Here is a 19,470-nt window from a genome sequence, read left to right as displayed (position 1 = left end):
ATAAAAATAACCTAATAATATAATGGGAGTTTTAACAATGAGTACCTTACTCGATTACAAAAAGAATATCTTGAAATTTATCAGGATTAAGCTTGTTCTCTTTTGTGAGATCCCTATCAAAAGGCCGATTTAAATTATTCCCAGCTAAATCTTCTAAGCGCGACTGAACCTGAATCTTATATTGTCCTGCTGTCCAATTGTTTAATGGAATAAAATCGACATACCTTTCCTTATCTCTGACATTAATTTTTACAGGAAGAACCTTATTCTTTTCATCTAATACTTGAATCGTTTCATTCAATAAAAAGTAATCCAACGACTCTTTCAAATACACTTTTAAAGGATCTTTAGATCCTGAACGGGGTAGTTCCAAAGCCCAATCTATTATATCTGGCGACAAGCTATCTCTCTCTGAAACAAAGAATGTTTTTACAAAGCTTTCTTTCAATTTCAGCCCCTGTGCATTAAGCCAATTCTCGGATACCACAATACTATATTTCGTATGATTTACCAACGGTGCACCCAAAGTTAAATTTGGAATCAAATCACGTTTTATTCTTCCTGGATCAAGCCAAACTGTCAATACAGTTCTATCTTCATTCCATAACTCCGGGTCTAAATTCAGAAAAACCCCCGAAACAGTATCCTTCTCATTTTTTATAATGGCTATATATTTTTCCGACTCTCCTGTACGCATAGGCTTAGAGAACTGAAGATATATTTTTAAAACATTCTCTGGTAATGTATCAGCTGTTGGGTATATTTCCTCTAAAATAGAGGCTTCTGAAATATCAGCTAATGGAACTTCAACAATACCTATACTTTTATCCTTATAAAAAACTTCATAATGCAATCCTCTTGAAAAAGGAATTACCGGTTCAAAAACAATATCATCATCGTTATATTTATAATTTCCAAGTATAGATACAGAATTATTATCTTCCACAAGCCGAACCTGCAGATCAGATTTTGACGGGTCGATCTCATCTTCAATCAAATTCTTTGATATCGAAAGGGCAACTGGCCTCTGTTGATCCCATATAAGGTGTATATCACTAGCTTTATTCTCTTGATTACAAGCAAATAAAACTAGAAGTGCAATGAATACTAAGCTATATCTTACATATAACTTAATCTTCATTGCACTTCCAAACAATTGTTTAATATTCACTAAAGCGATCTTTCATTCGAAGTTAAAAGATCTAAATCACCATTAGCTTTGCGCTGAATCATTACCATTTGTGTATCATCTAGCTTATCAAGTTGAATCACATTAACCATATTCATAGATCTAAAATCTACACCCGCTGTCTGGTAGTTTTCAGGAACCGGTGTAGTTAATGAACCTTGATAACCTTCAATATCTTTATAATCTACTATAAAAACAGGTCTATTAGTATTAGACATTACTAACATAGATTCATCACCCTTTTTCATAGTAATCATATCCAATGGAGAATTCCCACTTCCCATTTCGGCAACTGTTCTTCCTTTAACATGCGCTCCTGACTTCAATTCATCTAATGGAAACAAAACCAATGGTGTACATGTATAACTAGCTACAAGATATTTCTTGCCACTTATCTCTGTTGTTGTAAATGTTCTAATTGGAGAAGTTGTTTCATATCTAGAATGAGCCGCATGATAAATTTCTAACGAAGCTTGATCCTGGCTATCAGTAAATGGGAAAGGGATACTGCGAAAAGAAGAGCTAAACTCTTTATTAGACAAACCACTTACCATTAACTTTCCATCAGAAAATCCAATATCAGAAATAGAAGAAATACGCAATGAATTTCCTCTCTGATCTTTTGCATCCGCTGCCGGTGCATCATTTAAGGCTACAGTAGCATAACCTACATTGTTCAATGAAACAGAAGAAATCTTATCTCCATCAACTGTAAGTAAAACCGGAGTTCCATCGCCGGACTCTACTGCCAAATATATTTTTTTCGAGATAGGATTAACAGCCATATCGCGAATAGTTATATTCTGTACTTGAGTTCCTAAAGCCGCTGCAACTTTTTGATCAATATTTTTCATCGCAACAGCTTCTGCCTTTTCAACCGGAGTGATATCTTTTGTTTCTAAAGCTACAACAGAAGCATTTTTAGAATCTCCTAAAAACAAGGTTCCATTCGGTCCAAAAGCAAGAGATGTTATTGATTGAATCTCAGGCTCACCGGTAACAAAACCGTACGACGGCTTGTTAGATCGATTAACTGTGCCGGCAAACAGGATAGTTCCTGCAACCAAAGCACCAATAAGTAAATAAGGCTTTTTCATAATGTCTTTTATTTTAGGTTAATGTATATTATTAAATATATCTAGTTTCAAATTCACAATGAAAGATACAACATATGATCAAAAGTTTTTGTAATAATTTTATGGTAATTGCCTCTTTATTAGCTGAAAATCTATTCAAATAAATGAATTTTGGACTCAATTTATATTTACTTTTGCTGAATCAAAAAAAATGATTATCGTGGATAAGAGAACAAAAGTACTTTCATTCGAAAATACAGAAATAGCCTTTAAAAGTAAATCTAATACTGACCTTAAACGAGCATACTGGTTATTTAAGCTTATCTCAATAAACCCCTTAGTGAAGTTTGGTAGCTATGTAACTAATTTCGCACTTAAAATTGGGCTACCTATTCAAGGAATCATTAAGAATACTATTTTCAAACATTTCTGTGGCGGTCAAAATATAACAGATTGCGAAGCAGCCATTCAACATCTGGCATCTTATAATGTTCATACCATATTAGACTACTCTGTTGAAGGTGAAGAGACAGAAGCCGATTTCGATGCTACGTGCGAAGAAATATTACAAACAATTAAACGCGCTCAAAAAGACAATCTTGTGCCTTTCTCTGTATTCAAGGTAACCGGATTAGGTAGATTTGAATTACTCCAAAAAATTAATGCAAAAGAGAATTTAAACACCAAGGAAAACCAAGAGTTTGAATATATTAAACTTCGTATAGATCGTATATGTAAAGCTTGTTTCGAAACAGACCTACAGGTTTTAATAGATGCTGAATTTTCATGGATTCAAGATGTAATAGATAATTTAGCATTAGAGATGATGCAAAAATACAATCGTGAAAAACCAATTGTATTTAATACCTATCAATTATACCGTCATGATAAGTTAACCTCCTTAAAAAATGATTTCTTATTGGCACAAACTAACGGATTCTATTTAGGAGCCAAACTTGTTCGTGGGGCCTATATGGAAATTGAACGTGAACGTGCACAAGAAAAAGAATATCCCTCACCTATCCAATCTACTAAAGATGCAGCAGATAGAGATTACAATGAAGCAATCCTTTTCTGCTTAGATCATTTAGACCGAATTGCTTTCATGGCAGGAACACATAATGAAGAAAGCTCCCTTCTTTTAGCCTCAGAAATTGATAAACAGAACCTATCACGCAACCATCCCGGAATATATTTCGCTCAGCTTTTAGGCATGAGCGATAATCTTAGTTTCAACCTATCAGCTTCTGGTTACAATGTTGCCAAATACATGCCCTATGGTCCTGTTAAAGCAGTAATGCCCTATCTATTAAGACGAGCACAAGAAAACACTTCAGTTAGTGGACAAACTAGCAGGGAATTAAACTTAATTATAAAAGAAATTAAAAGGCGTAAACATTCTAAATAACGCAAACACCTTCAATAAATAGAACTTAGCCCTTTAACTTAAAGATCCAATCTTTTAATAAGCTCTTGAAGCGTATCAGGTGAAGTTAACAGCACCGTTTGAAGCCCCAATTCTTTTGCCGTCAGCAAATGTTGCGGGCTATCATCAATAAACAAGGTTTGCTCTGGCACCAAGTTCTGTTCCTTAATTACAAATTCAAATATATCACGATTAGGCTTCCTCATCCCCATCAAATGAGAGTAATAATCCTTTTCAAAGAACCCAGAATTATCTGCCAAACCAAAATCTCTCTTTAAATAATCCATCAAAAATTGATAGTGAATCTCATTATTATTACTCAATAAAAATGTACGATATTTTGACTTCATCTCTAACAGAATATCATGATTTCCTTGTGGAACACCTATCAATAAAGCGTTCCAGGCATCTCTGATTTGATTGTCAGAAAGCTCTTTTTGCCCGGAAATCTCTCTTATACCTTCATAAAACTCAACAGCAGATATCTTTCCCATATCCAGTTTATCAAACAGATTATGCTGCTCCTTATGAGAGAAAAAAGCATCAGCATCCTGAATTCCAAGTGCTTGAAAAGCCTGTCGTGTTCTTAAGAAGTCTATCTGAAAAATGACATTCCCGTAATCAAAAATGATATTGTGTATATTTCGCATATTTTTTTCAAATTATAGTTACAAATATGTACATTTGCCCTCTCAAAACCCAAACTGAATTCTGCGCCTATAGCTCAGTTGGTTAGAGTAGAAGACTCATAATCATTGAGCTAAAGAGTTGAAAGCAAGCTTTTTAAGCTAAACATTTTTGAAAATCTTGGGGGATTCTCCAAAGAAAGAAAAAGATGTTAAAAGCATGAAAAATTTGTCTAAATTTGTCTCACGCAGACAGCAAAAAAATGCGTAAGGGCCTATAGCTCAGTTGGTTAGAGTAGGAGACTCATAATCTCTTGGTCGCTGGTTCGAGCCCAGCTGGGCCCACTAAAAAACCGTCTAACGAAGAAATTCGGAGGCGGTTTTTTTGTTTTCTGATGCTGATTACCGTCAGCAATCATGCTTTGAAGAAATCCCTTTAAAGCAGGTTTTACATAATTTTTTGTTAAACTCTACGCAAAACCGTAACAAATACGTAACGGAAATTTTTGCGTGCTAAAAAGAAAATTATGGCAACCGTAAGCGCGAAAGTTTATGAACACCACAAGAAAGCAGATGGCACCTACAACGTAAAAATCTGTGTCCATCACAAAGACCAAAGAAAGTTTATTGACACTAACCATTATGTAGTCAAGAAACAATTAACGGCAAAACTAAAGATCAAAGACAATTTTGTAAACGATCTGATCGATGACCAGCTGAAAGGCTACCGCAAAATTATCAGTGAACTTGGCGAAAAGCTCAACTTCTTTAATGCAGAATCTCTAAGGGATTATCTGCGGGACAAAGATGCTCATGTAGATTTTATTAAGTTCTGCCAGCTGCACATTGAGCAGCTGAAAAAGGAAAACCGTACCGGAACGGCGGGCACCCATCGTACAGTACGAAACAGTCTGATCGATTATTTCAAACGGGATTCTGTATCTATTACAGAGATCAATTCAAATATGCTGGTTTCCTATGAAAGATTTCTAAGGAGCAGGCGTACCATGACCCGTATTGTTACCGAGGATGGTCAAACAAAGGAGAAGACAATTGACGGCCTGTCCGATAGCGGTCTCCATAATCACATGCGTGACCTGCGTACGCTGTTCAATGCCGCTTGTAATATGTATAATAACGAAGACCTGGGCATTTACAGGATCAAGCATTATCCGTTTAAAAAGTACAAAGTCGGTTCCGCCCCACTTACCAGGAAAAGAAACAATAGTTTGGAAGAAGTTAGGGCGATAAGGGATTGCGTAACCAAAGCTGGCAGCCGGGCCGAATTAGCAAAAGAGATTTATATACTTTCGTTCTATTTATGCGGGATGAATGCAGTAGACTTTTATCATTTAACAAGAAAAGATGTTAGGAACGGAAGAATTGACTATAACCGGGCAAAAACACAAGGCCGAAGAAAAGACAATGCGTTTATCAGTATTAAGGTTATTGAAGAAGCCAAGCCCTTGTTAGAAAAGTACATTGAAAAGTTATCTGTCCGTTATTCTACGTACGGTGTTTTCGATACGGCGCTAAGCCAGGGGATGAAGCAACTGAGAAAGATGACAGATATTCCTGGAGCAACAATTTATTGGGCGCGGCACACATTTGCAACAGTGGCACGAAATGCCTGCCGCATAAGTAAGGATGACGTTGCATTAGCTCTGAATCATGTGGACGACGAACACCGCACAACAGATATTTATATTGAAAAAGATTGGAGTATCGTTGATGAAGTACAGATTAAAGTTATTGGCCTATTAAGAAGGTTAGATATGAAGATAGCAGCGAAACAAAAGAAAGAAAGATCAATAAAAAATGCTGCGTAAAACTGACGCCTGCATGGTTTACTTATTGGACCATGCAGGTTTATTAATTAATTGAAAACCTTAAATTTGAATATCATGAAAAATCTGATTTTATTTTTCCTGACTTGCATTATTGCTACCGGAGCATTTCTGGCAGGTACAACAATGAAAAATCCGCTACCTGCTTTTATTGTGGCGTTTGGAGTGTGGATGCTGTTTCTCTATCGAATCGGAAAACGATAAGTAGAGATACCATGGACTATTACTGTGAACCTCTAAGTATGATGGATTGTGAATACATCGCACCTTAGTATTCATATAGCATTACTTACATGTTGGCAAAGCCAAAACTACACCGTTCAGTTTAAAATCTCTCGAAAAGAAACATGAGATTAAGCAAGATTGCTGCAATCAGCACCTATCACAGGTGTATGAAGGAAATGATCTGCTTTGGTTATTTTAAATATGAACCGGAGTATGATTGCTATGAAGGGAGTAAGTGATTTTTACATAATTGTCAGCAATAGCCTTCGTCTTAAATTTTCTCAATTAATATAAAAATAACAAATCATGGAAACATTAAAATTTAAAACCAATATCAAATGTGGCGGATGTATAGCTGCCGTAACCCCTCATTTAAACAAGCTTTCGGATATCGAAAAATGGGAAGTGGACACCCAAAGTCCTGATAAAATATTAACAATTGATGGTAAACCGGGAATAGATGACCAGGAAGTGATCGATATCCTGGAGGATGCCGGCTATAAAGCAGAAAAGCTTTAATTGAAAAGTTAATTAACTAAACTCAACATCAAGTCGATTGTTCGGCTTGATGTTTGTTGCTTATAAAAACTAAAATTTTTAGAACAAAACATATAATTGACTTGTCCTTAAGGTAGTTACCTGATAATGAGAAAAACCTGTGCCATAAGTTTTGCAGCATTCTACCTGTTATTAACAACAGGGATGTTTGTCTGTATTGTTCATTGTGCAGGCGAATATTTACTTAAACCGCAGGTAAGCAATAATCATCATAGCGAAGAAACCAAATCCCACGATAAAGCCAAGCCACATTCCCATGAAAAAGAACCGTGTTCTAAAGACAAGGATTGTAAGTGCTGTGACCAGCATGGAGAGTATGCCATCAGCGAAAATATCCAGAATGGTGGCAGCCCACTTTTCTCTGCCATTGCAATTTTAACTTTTCCAACCGATTCCAATGATCTTTTTATACCTTACAAGGAAGTAAAATCTATGGATTGGCCAAAGGGCAATGCACCGCCTGGCATCTTAAAAATACCACTTTATATTTCCAACCGTACCCTTCTGATTTGATCAAGCTTTGACTATTTCTTAGTCCAGGAACGCTCTGTGTCCTATTTTTCTCATTTAGCTTGATCTTTAAAAATGTTATTACATATAAAAAATATGGTTTGCGACCGTTGCATAATGGTTGTACGCCAACAATTAGAACACCTGGATCTACAGGTTTCAGAAATCTCTCTTGGGACGGCTCTTGTCTATCCTGACCCTTCGGAAAATAAATTAACAGAAATCGCTGCTTCACTTAGAGTACTCGGCTTTGAACTGATCGATAAGGATAAGGACAAATTGATTGAAAGTATCCGTAACACTATTATAGAAATCATACATCATTCGGATTTAGTTGAGCACGTTACCTTCAGCCAGGTTTTAACTGATCGCCTGCATAAAGATTACAACTATCTGAGCCGCTTATTCTCCGAAAGCGAAGACCTTACAATTGAAAAATTCATTATACAACAGAAGGTTGAAAAAGTAAAAGAACTGCTTCAATATGGTGAACTCAATCTTAATGAGATTGCCTGGAAAATGGGTTACAGCAGCAGTGCGCACCTTTCTAACCAGTTTAAATCAATTACAGGTTTGTCCCCGAGGGAGTTTAAGAGTATGAAATCCAACAGCAGGAAATCACTGGATAAAGTATAAGCTGATATAATAACTCAATAATTATTCATTAATATCTACAATTATGAAAAACACAGTAAAAATGTTATCACTTGCCTTACTATTGATTTTTGCACAGGCATGCAGTAAAGATGATGACAACCAGATCACCATCCAGGAACACGACAAAAACCAAATGATGAACATCATGCACCAGATGATGGACAAGATGAATGCTATGCAGATGACCAAAGACCCCGATAACGATTTTGCAATGATGATGAAAACGCATCATCAAGGTGCAATTGACATGGCTAATGCAGAACTAAAGGACGGTACCGATGCGACCATGAAGGCGATGGCGCAAAAGATAATCGCCGCCCAGACCCAGGAGATAGCGCAACTCAGTACATTTTTGCAGGGACATGCCCCACACCTGAATATACCGGAGTTTGATACCAAAATGATGATGGGGATGGAAAAGATGGGTCGTAATGCAGATCTGCAAATTATTAACGGAAGAGCTGACCATGATTTTGCGATCCTGATGACAGGACACCATCAAAGTGCTATTGAAATGGCTAAAATGGAACTGGATTACGGAACCCATGCGGAGATGAAAACAATGGCTTCCAAAATTATTGAAGACCAGGAAAAGGAAATCAAAGAGTTCCAGGAGTGGTTATTAGCAAATAACAATAAATAGTTCACCATTAAACAGTAAAATTATGTCACATCAAAAATTTCAGGACTGTATTCAGGCGTGTGTAGCCTGTGCAGTAGCTTGTAGCCATTGCGCTACTGAATGCTTAAAAGAAGAGGATGTAAAAATGCTTTCTCGTTGTATCCAGTTAGATATAGAATGCGCTGCAATCTGCCGTTCAGCGGCAGAAGTAATGAGTCTGGGCAGCAAATACAGTGAAGCGTTATGCCGAATATGTGCCGATGTCTGTAATGCCTGTGCAGAAGAATGTAATAAACATGCCCAAATGGGTATGGAGCACTGCAGGGAATGTGCGGAGGCTTGCCGTAAATGCGCACAAGCTTGTGAGCAGATGGCAACAGCCGCTTAGATCTTTCTGATAATTCTTACCTGTCTTAAATGATGGGTAAGAATTATGTAAGTTTTTTACGAAATTTTGTAAGTTCAGAAATAGAAGTTCGGCTATCTTTGATGGATAGTACGCAATTAAGAATAATAGTTTACTTTTATATAAATGAAAACCTGTTCATCCATACAGTTTAAAGCGGCCTTTCTAACTTTTGTATTTCTTTTGAATACAATAGTAAGCCTTGCTTGTGCGGTAGGAACTGATATGGACTTTAACAAGGAGCATCACAAGGAGCAAAAAAAAGTTCATTCCAGTGAACATACTCACAAAAATAATAAGCCTCATGACCATGCTGAGCATGATCATGATATGAGTGCCACCAATCATCATGCATCCAAGAGCTCAAAAGACAACTGTTGTAAGGAAGAAGTAGTAAAACTAACCAAAGCTGATAAGTTATATCAGCCAGGGTTTGACTATAGCCTGCTATCCTTGTCTTTTTTCATATTGCCTTCTACGGTGTATCGTATAGGTAATCCAGATACTTTTCCAGTAAACGTTCCCAATGCGTATTTTGTCCGGCATTGCCGTCCTCCCATTCCTGACGTACGTATAGCCATACAAAGTTTTCAGATTTGATTTAAGGTTTAATCTTTTCCGGATAGAATTATCTATTCAGGCTAAATAATTATTCAATTAAAATCAATATAATGAAAAAGATATTTTTAATAGTTGCCCTTATTGCAACTGCCTTCGTGCAAACCGGGTTTGCACAACATGACCATGCCGCTACTCAAGCACAAACACCCGCATTGCTTCCTTTATATTATGGCGTTAAAGATGCCCTGGTAAGTGGTAACGTCAACCTTGCGGCATCCAAAGCCGGGGAATTGGTCAAAACTTTAAACGGTGCCGATGCCAAAACCATAACTAATCGGGACGGGCTGTTAGAAGATGCAGGCAAAATAGCCGCGAGTAAAGACCTGAAAAGTCAGCGGGAGTATTTTGCCGGTCTTTCGACCGACATGATCGCTTTAGCCAAAGCTTCAAAACTGTCTGCTGAACCTGTTTATCAAATGTATTGCCCGATGAAAAAGAGCAATTGGCTAAGCAGTGAAAAAACGGTAAAAAATCCTTATTACGGCAGCGCTATGCTGACCTGCGGAAAAGTAGTAGAAACGATAAAGTAATTCTTGTCATTTTAAATGCCCTAAGCGAAAAGCTTAGGGCATTACCTGTTTTCACTTTTTAGCTATGATTAAAATAAACAGTATTCTGAAAAAGATATTCAAATTTTTATTTGTCAAGAGTGCTGCAGGTAAACAATCGGTGAAAAACTTAAAAAAGAACAACATGAAAATAACATTATTGAGCATGGCTATGTCCATCCTATTATTTGCCGCTTGTAATAGCGGTACCAAGACAGATAATACCAGCATGGCAACTGATACAGCCAAAACCGGGGCTTCTGAGGAAACTAAAGCTGCCGGAACTTCCACCAAAGGGATTGTGACAGCTTACCTGGAACTAAAAAATGCATTAACTAAAGATGACGATAAAAATGCTGCTCAGGCTGGTAACAGCCTGGTTGAGGCAATAGCAGCAGTAGACAAGACTTCGCTAACCGCTGAACAATCTAAAGTGTTTGCGGAGGTTGCCGATGATGCAAAAGAACACGCGGAACATATCGGTTCCAATGCCGGAAACATCAAGCACCAGCGGGAGCACTTTGAAATGCTAAGCCAGGAGGTTTATGATCTGGTTAAAGCAGGAGGTAGTACCGGACAGAAACTTTATTATGATAACTGCCCGATGTATAATGATGGAAAGGGCGGTAGCTGGGTCAGTGAAACCAAAGAGATACAAAACCCATACCTGGGTAAGGGAATGCCAACTTGTGGTAGTGTTAAGGAAGAACTGAATTAATTATGGGCAGGGTACAAAAAGGGCTTTTGTTTTTATTAGGTGTGCTGGTACTCATCCAGTTCATCCAGCCTGCCCGCAATACAAGCGGGCAGGCTTACCCTGCCGATATCAGCCGCATTTACCCTATGCAAGAAAAAGTGCAGGGGATTTTAAAAATCTCCTGTTATGACTGCCACAGTAATAACACCGATTATCCCTGGTATGCTAATATCCAGCCCGGTGGATGGTGGCTGGCCTCACATATTAAAAACGGGAAAGAGGAACTCAATTTTAATGAGTTCGGCAATTATTCCTCACGTAGACGACAGAGCAAGCTAAAAGCAATTGCGGGTAGCATAAAAGATGGCACGATGCCTTTAGCCTCCTATACGCTGATTCATAATGGGGCAAAACTAAACAGTGCGGATAAACAATTGTTATTGAATTGGGTGCAAAGAATGACAGACAGTCTTTCACATAATAAATAAAAAATGAAAAAAATAGTATTATATATATTGCTGATGAGCACCTATGGATTTGCTCAGGCACAGCATGAAGGACATACTGCACCTGCGCAGAAAAAAGCGCCGTCTGTTGTTTATACCTGCCCTATGCATCCTGAAGTTCAGAGCACGGGGCCAGGTAACTGCCCTAAATGCGGAATGAAACTGGTCGTTCAAAAGAAAAAAAGTGTTCAGCCAAAAAACGCTGCACCAGTCAAAAAAAACCCTCCCGCAAAGATGGATGGCATGGAAGATATGAAAATGCCTCCTCAGAAGCAAGCCACGGATAAGCCTGCCCAATCGCTAACCTATACCTGCCCGATGCATCCGGAAATCCATGCTGCCAAACCAGGAAATTGTCCCAAATGCGGAATGAAACTGGTAAAGGAAGCTCCCAGGACAGCTCCTGCTAAGCACGATGGAATGGATATGCCGATGAAAGAGGACGCTAAAAAGACGGACAATATGGAGGATATGAAGGGAATGCAGATGGGAGATGACAATGCCACAATGGAGAATATTAAAAAGGCAAAAGCGCAATTAGGCCAGATAAAAACCATATCAAGCAACACGCCTCCACGCACCGTCCGCTATGATCTGTACATAGCCGATACCACAGTAACCTATGGAAAAAAATCAAAAAGGGCAATTGCGGTAAATGGGCAAATTCCCATGCCTACATTGACCTTTACTGAAGGTGATACCGCATTGATCTACGTTCACAATAATCTGGATGAAGAAACTTCATTACACTGGCACGGCTTATTCTTACCTAACAAAATGGACGGTGTCCCCTTTCTTACACAAATGCCGATTAAACCACACAGTACCTATATCTATAAGTTTCCCATCGTTCAGCATGGCACGCACTGGTACCATAGCCATAGTAAATTGCAGGAACAGATTGGGATGTACGGCGCGTTCATCATGAACAAAAGAAAGGAATGGGATATACCAACCATCCCGGTAGTGCTGAGCGAATGGACGGACATGAAACCTGAAGAAGTACATCGAAGCCTGAAGAATGCCACCGATTGGTTCGCCATACAAAAGGGCGCTGCCCAAAGTTATGCCGAGGCCATCAAAACAGGCCATTTCAAAACCAAAGTGAATAATGAGTGGAAGCGAATGACTGCAATGGATGTCAGCGATGTCTATTATGATGCCTTCCTGATCAATGGTAAGAACCAGAACGAGCAGCCCCAGTTTAAAGCGGGCGATAAGGTAAGGCTGAGGATCGCAAACGCCGGTGCTTCAGATTATTTCTGGCTTACCTATTCTGGCGGTAAAATAACGGTAGTAGCTACGGACGGTAATGATGTTGAACCTGTAGAGGTGGACAGGTTAATTATAGCTGTGTCTGAAACATACGATGTAGTGGTGACTATTCCTGATAATAAGAGTTACGAATTTTTGGTAACACCTGAAGACCGTACCAAATCGGCTTCTCTGTGGCTGGGTAAAGGGGAAAAAGTACCCGCTAAGAAGTTGCCAAAACTGAAATATTTTGCCGGAATGAAAATGATGAATGACATGATGGACATGCAAGGCAACATGATCGAAATGGAAGGTATGAACATGCAGAATCAAATCATGGACATGAATACGGTCATGTACCCGGAAATAACCGGTGCGGAAAATGCAAAAGCGGATAACAAAAAAGCCGATATGCCCGGCATGCAAATGCCAAATGACCAAAGCATGTCAAGTATGAATATGGCAGAAGATAACCCGGATATCGTAACCCTCAATTACAATATGCTTCGTGATCCCAAGAAAACAACATTGCCTAAAGGACCATGGAAAGAACTGAAGTTCGATCTTACCGGCAACATGAACCGCTATGTCTGGACGCTGGACAATAAGACCGTTTCGGAAAGTGATAAGATCCTGATTAAAAAAGGAGAAAATGTACGGATCATCATGTTCAACAACAGCATGATGCGCCACCCGATGCACTTGCATGGACATGATTTCAGGGTGCTAAACGAGCAGGGAGAAAATGCACCGATGAAAAATGTGCTCGACATTATGCCGATGGAACGTGACACTATTGAATTTGCGGCTACAGAGCAGGGAGGTGACTGGTTTTTCCACTGCCATATCCTATACCACATGATGAGCGGCATGGGCAGGGTGTTTAGTTATCAGGATACGCTGATCGACAAAACTGATATCACGGACACAAAAGTAGCTAAGCGGGGATTAAATTCTGATGACAGGGCATATCATCCAATGGCCACAATTGGTCTGGAGAGCAACGGAAGCGATGGTGAATTTATGATGGCCAATACCCGTTACCGCTTTTCGACAGAGTGGCGACTTGGCTTAAAGGCACATCATGGCAATGAAAGCGAAACTTATTTCGGACGATATATCGGCAGGATGCAATGGCTGTTTCCCTTTATAGGTTTTGATTACCACTACAACAGTATGAACAATGAAAGGGAAAATAATCTATTTGGACAAGTCAGCAACCAAAAGAACCGGAAGGCTGCGGTTATAGGGGTTCAATATATCCTTCCGATGCTGGTCACTGCCGAAGCACGACTAGATAGTAAGGGCAAGCTGCGCTTTCAGCTCATGCGGGAGGATATTCCGCTAACCAGTAGGTTAAGGATGAATTTTATGGCTAATACCGATAAAGAATACATGGCAGGGTTCAGATATATTGTTACCAAGTACTTCTCTCTGTCCACACACTATGACAGTGATATGGGCTACGGAGGAGGGATTACAATTACCTATTAAATTGATAGCACATGAAACATACTTATAGAGTAACCGGAATGAGCTGCGACGGCTGCCGGACTAAAGTTGAACAGGCACTGAATAAAGTAAAAGGGATTTCTGCGGTAGTCACGCTTGAACCACCTGAGGCAACTGCTACAATGGAAAAGCATATACCAACAGAAAAGTTGCAGGAAGCATTGTCGGCTACTGGAAATTACACCATTGAGATGTCAGGCCATCATCATGCGGATGAGCATAACCATCAGCGGACAAAGTCTCATGATGCTCATCCTAATGCCCCCCATCATCATGGAACAATAGCAGAACCATTACCGAAAGATAGCGGGGGAAAATATTATTGTCCTATGCACTGTGAAGGCGACAAAACCTATGATAAACCTGGCAATTGTCCGGTCTGCGGAATGGATCTTATTAAGCAACCGTCTTTAAGAAAATCCGCCAAATACACTTGTCCTATGCATCCAGAAATTATCCGTGACAAGCCGGGTGCCTGTCCGATATGCGGAATGGATCTGATACCGATAAGTGCAGATGTTGAAGAGGAAGATAAAACGTATAAACAATTACTGCGCAAGTTTAAAATAGCCACTGTTTTTACGGTTCCTATTTTTATTATTTCTATGTCGGAGATGATCCCTAGTAATCCCCTGTTTAAACTGATGGATCTTAGATATTGGAACTGGGTTCAGTTTGCTTTTTCTATTCCGGTGGTGTTTTATTCCACTTGGATGTTTTTTGAGCGTGCATGGCGTTCGGTTATCACCTGGAACCTGAATATGTTTACCTTGATCGGTATCGGTGCAGGGGTTGCTTGGCTTTTCAGTATACTGGCCTTATTATTTCCAGGCATTTTCCCAGATCAGTTCAAGACCCATTCAGGAACCGTCTATGTGTATTTTGAGGCAGCTACGGTAATCCTTACACTTGTACTGCTCGGGCAGCTTTTAGAAGCCCGTGCACATGGAAAGACTAATAGTGCCATTAAGGAACTATTGAAACTGGCACCAAATACTGCCACAAAAATTGTAGGGGAAAAGGAAACGTCCGTTTCCATCGATGATATTCAGAAGGGCGACCTGCTGCGCGTTAAGCCCGGTGAAAAAGTACCCGTGGATGGAAGTATCAAAGTAGGTGAGGTAACAATCGATGAATCCATGATTTCCGGAGAACCCATTCCGGTTGATAAAAAGCCAGGTGACAAGATAAGTTCCGGAACCATAAACGGCAATAAAACGTTTACCATGCTTGCAGAAAAAGTTGGTTCAGAAACCCTGCTGTCGCAGATCATTGAAATGGTCAATTCTGCCAGCCGCTCGAAAGCGCCCATTCAAAAACTGGCCGATAAAATCTCCAGCTATTTTGTGCCCGTCGTGGTGTTGATCTCTACCGTAACTTTCATTATCTGGGCGGTCTATGGCCCCGAACCTTCATATGTCTATGGTTTTGTAAATGCAATAGCGGTGCTCATTATTGCCTGTCCCTGTGCGCTTGGCCTTGCCACACCCATGTCGGTCATGGTTGGTGTCGGGAAGGGCGCAAAATCCGGCATACTCATCAAAAATGCAGAGTCCCTTGAAAAAATGAATGCAATTGATGTGGTTATCATCGATAAAACAGGAACGGTGACCGAAGGAAAGCCTTCGGTTGAAAAAGTCATTAGTACTGATGCCGGTCTTACCGAAAATGATATCCTTCAAAGGATCATATCATTAAATGGCAGTAGCGAACATCCATTGGCGCAGGCTACGCTGCGTTATGGCGAAGAAAAAAAGATAGATGTCCAGCCTGTTTCCAATTTTGAAGCCATTACAGGGAAGGGTGTTATCGGGGTGCTTGGAAAAGAAAACCTCGCCCTTGGAAACGAAAAGTTAATGGAACAGGTCAAGGCAAAAATTAACCCTGATTTGGAAAAGCAGGTAAAAGCAGAGCAAAAACAAGGCAAAACAGTCTCTTATTTGGCTATAGGAAAATCTGCCATTGGTTTTGTGGTGATCTCCGATAAAATTAAGGAATCGAGCAAGGAAGCCATCCAAAAATTGCAGAAAGAAGGTCTACAGGTGATCATGTTTACGGGTGATAACGAGGACACAGCAAAAGCGGTAAGCGAAACATTGAACCTCGATGGATATAAGGCCCAGATGCTGCCGGAAGATAAATTGAAAGAGATAAAACATTTGCAGGCTGAAGGGAAAAAAGTAGCAATGGCTGGCGACGGTATTAACGACGCCCCGGCATTGTCGCAGGCAGATATTGGCATTGCAATGGGAACCGGAACCGATGTGGCCATTGAAAGTTCAGCGATTACCTTAGTGAAAGGTGATCTGAACGGGATTGCCAAAGCAAGACTTCTAAGCCACAAAGTAATGGGGAACATTAAGGGGAATTTGTTTTTTGCCTTGGGCTATAATGTTTTGGGAATCCCTATTGCAGCGGGCATTTTATACCCGTTTTTTGGCGTCCTGCTTTCGCCAATGATCGCGGCCCTAGCCATGAGTTTTAGCTCGGTATCCGTTATCCTTAACTCGTTAAGGTTAAGAAGTGCGAAGCTGGATTAAATAAAAAATCAAATATATATAAATGAAAGACGATAGTAATTTTAGAATCTCGGTGACATTAAATCGTATCGATCAGACGACACACCTAAAGGTGCATCATAAAGATGAAACTTTTGAGATAGAATTGGATGGAAAAATAGTAGCCATATTAAATAACGGTGATAATTCATGGAGCTCAGTTGACGGAGACCTCGACCAGTTAACTGTCAATTTAATTGGCGATGCAATTGAACAATTTTATAAAGAACAAGGTTGGTAGATATCATCTGTCATAAGTAATAAACAAATTAATTTAAAACTTTAAACATGAAAAACGAAAATCAAAACAATCAACACGTAACAATGGAACACGGCGGCAGTCCATATAAAAAATTCCTTCTAATGCTGGCCATATCCTTCATCCTGATGTATGGAATTATGTTCCTGAATGTCGATGAGGCAAACCATATTTATTTGAGTATTACAAGGACTTACATGTCAATTCTCATGGTTTCTGCAATGGCGGTATTTATGCTGCCGATGATGGGCAAGATGTATCCAAATAAAAGATTGAACAAGATAATTTTAGCATCAGCAGTTGTTGTATTTATTGCTGTTTTGACCTTTTTAAGGCAGCAGACATTTGTTGGAGATATCCAATATATGAAAGGCATGATACCTCATCACTCATCCGCTATCATGACAAGCAAAAATGCCACCATCAAAGATCCCGAAGTAAAGAAACTATCAGAGCAGATTATTAAATCACAGGAGGAAGAAATCGCCCTGATGAAAGCTTATTTGGAAAGGCTGAAATAATAAGCGGAAACGTTGAACAACATGATGCCACCTTCAAGAATCAGCAATCTCTGACTATGAAATTAAAACAGATGTCACGTTTTAAACTGAGATTGGCGCAGCATATCATTTTGGCGTTGGCGAGCGGTATATTATTAATAACAGGAGCAGTAGCTTTGCCGCCAATCAAAAAATTAATTATAGGAACAAGTAACAAAGAATTCCCGCCACCAGACAATGTGGAAATTAAATATGCAATAACTCCTGAGAGAAAAATCACTACTTATATTAAATAGCTGTTTGGTAAGAAATCGGGCATTTATTTTATTAAAGATTTAGTTTTTCCAGGCACTTTCATTCTTCTCTTCATAATCGGTAAAAGCTTTTTGGATCCCGATAATAACTTCAGCAGAAACTTCGAACAATGCCTTGGCTGCCGGGTCATTAACCTTTAATATGTCCTGACGTAACTGCTCGGTAAGTGCTGATAACTCTTTCTTTATGTTAGCAGTGTGTTCAAGAGGATTACTACTTGTGTTTGCCATGATATTGTTTATTTAGTAAATTATTTTTTTAACAATGAGGAGTGTGGTTCTTGTCTATACTTTTGGTGTAAACTGGGTCAGTTCGTAAATACCTAATTGCTTTTCTATATCTGCTACCTTATTGACCATAGTTTCAAAGCCGTCTTCTCCAAAAAGCTTGTGTTCATTCTTCTCAAATTCTTCACCTAAAGAATCGTATTCATGCTTTGAGACTATTTTCCGAAACGCAGGGAATAATATCGTGTCTTCTCTTGCTTCATGGGGGCGGTACATCGTATTGAAATCACTGAGCAACTGTATTAATTTTTGATGTTCGCCTGCCGATAAATTTTGTATTTTGCCTAACTGCATGATCTGACTGGTAATTGTACGTCCGGCATTATGTTGAATAAGTAAAGTCTGCACCAGATCTACTAACTGATTGGTTTTTTTAAATCGTGGGAAAAGATAATTCTCTTCCTGTTTTTCATGATAATCCTCTACAAATGTTCTAATAATATTTGCCGAATTATATAAGGCTTCTTTTGGAAATGAACTTTTGTCTGTCAGATGCATTCTACAAGTATCATAAATGAGCAGCACCCGGTTTAACAGTCCATGTTCCTGCATCAGATCTTCTGGTGGGGACACTTCTTTTTCTTCCCCTTCCTGCTCTTCTTCCTTGCCTTTACATCCTGAAAAAAGGGATATTCCGCCAATGCTGGTAATTGCAGCAATCTTTAGGCTCTTGTCAAGGAAGTTACGTCTGTCGAAATTTCCATCTTCCAAAAAATCATTTTCTGTTGTTTTCATAGCTGATATTTTGATTTGTAGATTTTATAGTCTAAAGAATTAATACCTGCTCCATAAACAAGCAGATAGATCAGAAGAACCGTCATTAAAAGATCTGTTCGGTATTCGTGGGCAAAGGGCCAAAATCCTTGTTCAATTAGTATTGGCCATTTTGTTTCGATAAATGCAACGGCCATAATGACGATCAACGGGATAATTGCAATCCGCATTACTAATCCCAATAAAACAAGAAGACCACAAAAAATTTCAAAAATCCCGGTAAAGTGCGCCCAAAATTCAGGATTTTCAAATCCTATTTTGGCAAATCTTCCTAAACCAACTTCTTCCGGCCTAATAAATTTCTGAATACCTTCAAAAAAGAATATCAGGCCAACGAGTATCCGCAATGCCACGATAAAAGTAGCTGAGGTTTTAAAAATATCTTTCATGATCCGAATGATTAACAAGCACTCATAAAGCTACACCGTATTAAGTCAAACCAATGGTATATTTGCAATATGTATGGTATTTAGAAATAGCAATTAAACTTAACACAC

The 19,470-nt window shown here is 39.1% G+C and carries 23 protein-coding genes and 1 tRNA gene; 18 read left to right on the top strand and 6 right to left on the bottom strand.

Annotated elements, in window-relative coordinates; genetic code table 11:
- Nucleotides 1-46 precede the first annotated feature (46 nt).
- A complete protein-coding gene (locus C8N28_RS11290; protein WP_132224856.1) occupies nucleotides 47-1,171 on the bottom strand; it encodes a hypothetical protein in 1,125 nt (374 codons plus the stop codon).
- On the bottom strand, nucleotides 1,171-2,286 hold the full coding sequence (locus C8N28_RS11285) for a hypothetical protein (RefSeq protein WP_132224854.1): 1,116 nt from the start codon (nucleotides 2,284-2,286) through the stop codon (nucleotides 1,171-1,173). Before C8N28_RS11285 ends, C8N28_RS11290 begins: the two co-directional genes overlap by 1 nt.
- A 190-nt stretch (nucleotides 2,287-2,476) precedes the next feature.
- On the opposite strand from C8N28_RS11285, the gene C8N28_RS11280 reads away from it, so the two are divergent.
- Entirely contained in the window at nucleotides 2,477-3,673 is a 1,197-nt protein-coding gene (locus C8N28_RS11280) for a proline dehydrogenase family protein (RefSeq protein WP_132224852.1), read from the top strand.
- Nucleotides 3,674-3,711: 38 nt separating this feature from the next.
- Here C8N28_RS11280 and C8N28_RS11275 read toward each other — a convergent pair whose 3' ends face one another.
- Nucleotides 3,712-4,341, bottom strand: a complete 630-nt coding sequence (locus tag C8N28_RS11275) for an HAD family hydrolase (protein WP_132224850.1) — start codon at nucleotides 4,339-4,341, stop codon at nucleotides 3,712-3,714.
- Nucleotides 4,342-4,588: 247 nt separating this feature from the next.
- On the opposite strand from C8N28_RS11275, the gene C8N28_RS11265 reads away from it, so the two are divergent.
- From C8N28_RS11265 to C8N28_RS11190, 17 genes are all read left to right on the top strand, one after another.
- Nucleotides 4,589-4,662 (top strand) — tRNA-Ile (locus C8N28_RS11265).
- A gap of 182 nt (nucleotides 4,663-4,844) precedes the next feature.
- Nucleotides 4,845-6,146 carry a tyrosine-type recombinase/integrase gene (locus C8N28_RS11260; RefSeq protein WP_132224848.1) on the top strand — a complete coding sequence of 434 codons (1,302 nt, stop codon included), beginning with the start codon at nucleotides 4,845-4,847 and terminating at the stop codon, nucleotides 6,144-6,146.
- 75 nt (nucleotides 6,147-6,221) lie between these two features.
- On the top strand, nucleotides 6,222-6,368 hold the full coding sequence (locus tag C8N28_RS13810; RefSeq protein WP_165870326.1) for a hypothetical protein: 147 nt from the start codon (nucleotides 6,222-6,224) through the stop codon (nucleotides 6,366-6,368).
- Nucleotides 6,369-6,695: 327 nt separating this feature from the next.
- Nucleotides 6,696-6,908 carry a heavy-metal-associated domain-containing protein gene (locus C8N28_RS11255; RefSeq protein WP_132224846.1) on the top strand — a complete coding sequence of 71 codons (213 nt, stop codon included), beginning with the start codon at nucleotides 6,696-6,698 and terminating at the stop codon, nucleotides 6,906-6,908.
- A gap of 126 nt (nucleotides 6,909-7,034) precedes the next feature.
- Complete coding sequence (locus C8N28_RS11250) at nucleotides 7,035-7,460, top strand: hypothetical protein (RefSeq protein WP_132224844.1); 426 nt, start codon at nucleotides 7,035-7,037, stop codon at nucleotides 7,458-7,460.
- Nucleotides 7,461-7,574: 114 nt separating this feature from the next.
- Nucleotides 7,575-8,093 (top strand): helix-turn-helix domain-containing protein, encoded by a 519-nt coding sequence (locus C8N28_RS11245; protein WP_246012807.1) that lies wholly within the window; start codon nucleotides 7,575-7,577, stop codon nucleotides 8,091-8,093.
- A 43-nt stretch (nucleotides 8,094-8,136) separates the two neighbouring features.
- Nucleotides 8,137-8,757, top strand: coding sequence for a DUF305 domain-containing protein (locus C8N28_RS11240; RefSeq protein ID WP_132224840.1), 621 nt, complete (start codon nucleotides 8,137-8,139; stop codon nucleotides 8,755-8,757).
- A gap of 124 nt (nucleotides 8,758-8,881) precedes the next feature.
- Nucleotides 8,882-9,124, top strand: a complete 243-nt coding sequence (locus C8N28_RS11235; protein WP_246012806.1) for a four-helix bundle copper-binding protein — start codon at nucleotides 8,882-8,884, stop codon at nucleotides 9,122-9,124.
- Nucleotides 9,125-9,268: 144 nt separating this feature from the next.
- On the top strand, nucleotides 9,269-9,742 hold the full coding sequence (locus tag C8N28_RS11230; RefSeq protein WP_132224836.1) for a hypothetical protein: 474 nt from the start codon (nucleotides 9,269-9,271) through the stop codon (nucleotides 9,740-9,742).
- Nucleotides 9,743-9,813: 71 nt separating this feature from the next.
- Nucleotides 9,814-10,293, top strand: a complete 480-nt coding sequence (locus C8N28_RS11225; protein WP_246012805.1) for a DUF3347 domain-containing protein — start codon at nucleotides 9,814-9,816, stop codon at nucleotides 10,291-10,293.
- A 163-nt stretch (nucleotides 10,294-10,456) separates the two neighbouring features.
- Nucleotides 10,457-11,029, top strand: a complete 573-nt coding sequence (locus C8N28_RS11220; RefSeq protein WP_132224834.1) for a DUF3347 domain-containing protein — start codon at nucleotides 10,457-10,459, stop codon at nucleotides 11,027-11,029.
- Nucleotides 11,030-11,031: 2 nt separating this feature from the next.
- A complete protein-coding gene (locus tag C8N28_RS11215) occupies nucleotides 11,032-11,496 on the top strand; it encodes a heme-binding domain-containing protein (protein WP_132224832.1) in 465 nt (154 codons plus the stop codon).
- A 3-nt stretch (nucleotides 11,497-11,499) separates the two neighbouring features.
- Nucleotides 11,500-14,262 carry a multicopper oxidase domain-containing protein gene (locus C8N28_RS11210; protein ID WP_185140141.1) on the top strand — a complete coding sequence of 921 codons (2,763 nt, stop codon included), beginning with the start codon at nucleotides 11,500-11,502 and terminating at the stop codon, nucleotides 14,260-14,262.
- Between the two features lie 11 nt (nucleotides 14,263-14,273).
- Nucleotides 14,274-16,820 (top strand): heavy metal translocating P-type ATPase, encoded by a 2,547-nt coding sequence (locus C8N28_RS11205; RefSeq protein ID WP_132224830.1) that lies wholly within the window; start codon nucleotides 14,274-14,276, stop codon nucleotides 16,818-16,820.
- Between the two features lie 22 nt (nucleotides 16,821-16,842).
- Nucleotides 16,843-17,079, top strand: a complete 237-nt coding sequence (locus tag C8N28_RS11200) for a hypothetical protein (protein WP_132224828.1) — start codon at nucleotides 16,843-16,845, stop codon at nucleotides 17,077-17,079.
- Nucleotides 17,080-17,126: 47 nt separating this feature from the next.
- The gene (locus C8N28_RS11195) at nucleotides 17,127-17,618 is read left to right on the top strand and encodes a DUF305 domain-containing protein (protein WP_132224826.1); all 492 of its coding nucleotides are present in this window, start codon (nucleotides 17,127-17,129) and stop codon (nucleotides 17,616-17,618) included.
- A 56-nt stretch (nucleotides 17,619-17,674) separates the two neighbouring features.
- A complete protein-coding gene (locus C8N28_RS11190; RefSeq protein ID WP_132224824.1) occupies nucleotides 17,675-17,893 on the top strand; it encodes a hypothetical protein in 219 nt (72 codons plus the stop codon).
- A gap of 39 nt (nucleotides 17,894-17,932) precedes the next feature.
- Here C8N28_RS11190 and C8N28_RS11185 read toward each other — a convergent pair whose 3' ends face one another.
- Genes C8N28_RS11185 through C8N28_RS11175 form a run of 3 tightly spaced genes read right to left on the bottom strand, consistent with a single transcriptional unit; the run spans nucleotide 17,933 to nucleotide 19,362 of the window.
- Entirely contained in the window at nucleotides 17,933-18,142 is a 210-nt protein-coding gene (locus C8N28_RS11185) for a hypothetical protein (protein WP_221410221.1), read from the bottom strand.
- Nucleotides 18,143-18,196: 54 nt separating this feature from the next.
- Nucleotides 18,197-18,934, bottom strand: coding sequence for a hemerythrin domain-containing protein (locus C8N28_RS11180; protein WP_132224820.1), 738 nt, complete (start codon nucleotides 18,932-18,934; stop codon nucleotides 18,197-18,199).
- Nucleotides 18,931-19,362: a DoxX family protein gene (locus C8N28_RS11175; RefSeq protein WP_132224818.1), complete on the bottom strand. Its 432-nt coding sequence runs from the start codon at nucleotides 19,360-19,362 to the stop codon at nucleotides 18,931-18,933. Before C8N28_RS11175 ends, C8N28_RS11180 begins: the two co-directional genes overlap by 4 nt.
- Nucleotides 19,363-19,470: the final 108 nt, after the last annotated feature.

This window comes from Albibacterium bauzanense (assembly GCF_004339765.1).
Taxonomy (GTDB): domain Bacteria; phylum Bacteroidota; class Bacteroidia; order Sphingobacteriales; family Sphingobacteriaceae; genus Albibacterium; species Albibacterium bauzanense.
This window is presented reverse-complemented; position numbering and strand designations above follow the sequence as displayed.

Coding starts and splice junctions, on each gene's coding strand:
- C8N28_RS11285 (WP_132224854.1), bottom strand. CDS start 2,286: ATGAAAAAGCCTTATTTACTTATTGGTGCTTTGGTTGCAGGAACTATC.
- C8N28_RS11280 (WP_132224852.1), top strand. CDS start 2,477: ATGATTATCGTGGATAAGAGAACAAAAGTACTTTCATTCGAAAATACA.
- C8N28_RS11275 (WP_132224850.1), bottom strand. CDS start 4,341: ATGCGAAATATACACAATATCATTTTTGATTACGGGAATGTCATTTTT.
- C8N28_RS11260 (WP_132224848.1), top strand. CDS start 4,845: ATGGCAACCGTAAGCGCGAAAGTTTATGAACACCACAAGAAAGCAGAT.
- C8N28_RS13810 (WP_165870326.1), top strand. CDS start 6,222: ATGAAAAATCTGATTTTATTTTTCCTGACTTGCATTATTGCTACCGGA.
- C8N28_RS11255 (WP_132224846.1), top strand. CDS start 6,696: ATGGAAACATTAAAATTTAAAACCAATATCAAATGTGGCGGATGTATA.
- C8N28_RS11250 (WP_132224844.1), top strand. CDS start 7,035: ATGAGAAAAACCTGTGCCATAAGTTTTGCAGCATTCTACCTGTTATTA.
- C8N28_RS11245 (WP_246012807.1), top strand. CDS start 7,575: ATGGTTGTACGCCAACAATTAGAACACCTGGATCTACAGGTTTCAGAA.
- C8N28_RS11240 (WP_132224840.1), top strand. CDS start 8,137: ATGAAAAACACAGTAAAAATGTTATCACTTGCCTTACTATTGATTTTT.
- C8N28_RS11235 (WP_246012806.1), top strand. CDS start 8,882: ATGCTTTCTCGTTGTATCCAGTTAGATATAGAATGCGCTGCAATCTGC.
- C8N28_RS11230 (WP_132224836.1), top strand. CDS start 9,269: ATGAAAACCTGTTCATCCATACAGTTTAAAGCGGCCTTTCTAACTTTT.
- C8N28_RS11225 (WP_246012805.1), top strand. CDS start 9,814: ATGAAAAAGATATTTTTAATAGTTGCCCTTATTGCAACTGCCTTCGTG.
- C8N28_RS11220 (WP_132224834.1), top strand. CDS start 10,457: ATGAAAATAACATTATTGAGCATGGCTATGTCCATCCTATTATTTGCC.
- C8N28_RS11215 (WP_132224832.1), top strand. CDS start 11,032: ATGGGCAGGGTACAAAAAGGGCTTTTGTTTTTATTAGGTGTGCTGGTA.
- C8N28_RS11210 (WP_185140141.1), top strand. CDS start 11,500: ATGAAAAAAATAGTATTATATATATTGCTGATGAGCACCTATGGATTT.
- C8N28_RS11205 (WP_132224830.1), top strand. CDS start 14,274: ATGAAACATACTTATAGAGTAACCGGAATGAGCTGCGACGGCTGCCGG.
- C8N28_RS11200 (WP_132224828.1), top strand. CDS start 16,843: ATGAAAGACGATAGTAATTTTAGAATCTCGGTGACATTAAATCGTATC.
- C8N28_RS11195 (WP_132224826.1), top strand. CDS start 17,127: ATGAAAAACGAAAATCAAAACAATCAACACGTAACAATGGAACACGGC.
- C8N28_RS11190 (WP_132224824.1), top strand. CDS start 17,675: ATGAAATTAAAACAGATGTCACGTTTTAAACTGAGATTGGCGCAGCAT.
- C8N28_RS11185 (WP_221410221.1), bottom strand. CDS start 18,142: ATGGCAAACACAAGTAGTAATCCTCTTGAACACACTGCTAACATAAAG.
- C8N28_RS11180 (WP_132224820.1), bottom strand. CDS start 18,934: ATGAAAACAACAGAAAATGATTTTTTGGAAGATGGAAATTTCGACAGA.
- C8N28_RS11175 (WP_132224818.1), bottom strand. CDS start 19,362: ATGAAAGATATTTTTAAAACCTCAGCTACTTTTATCGTGGCATTGCGG.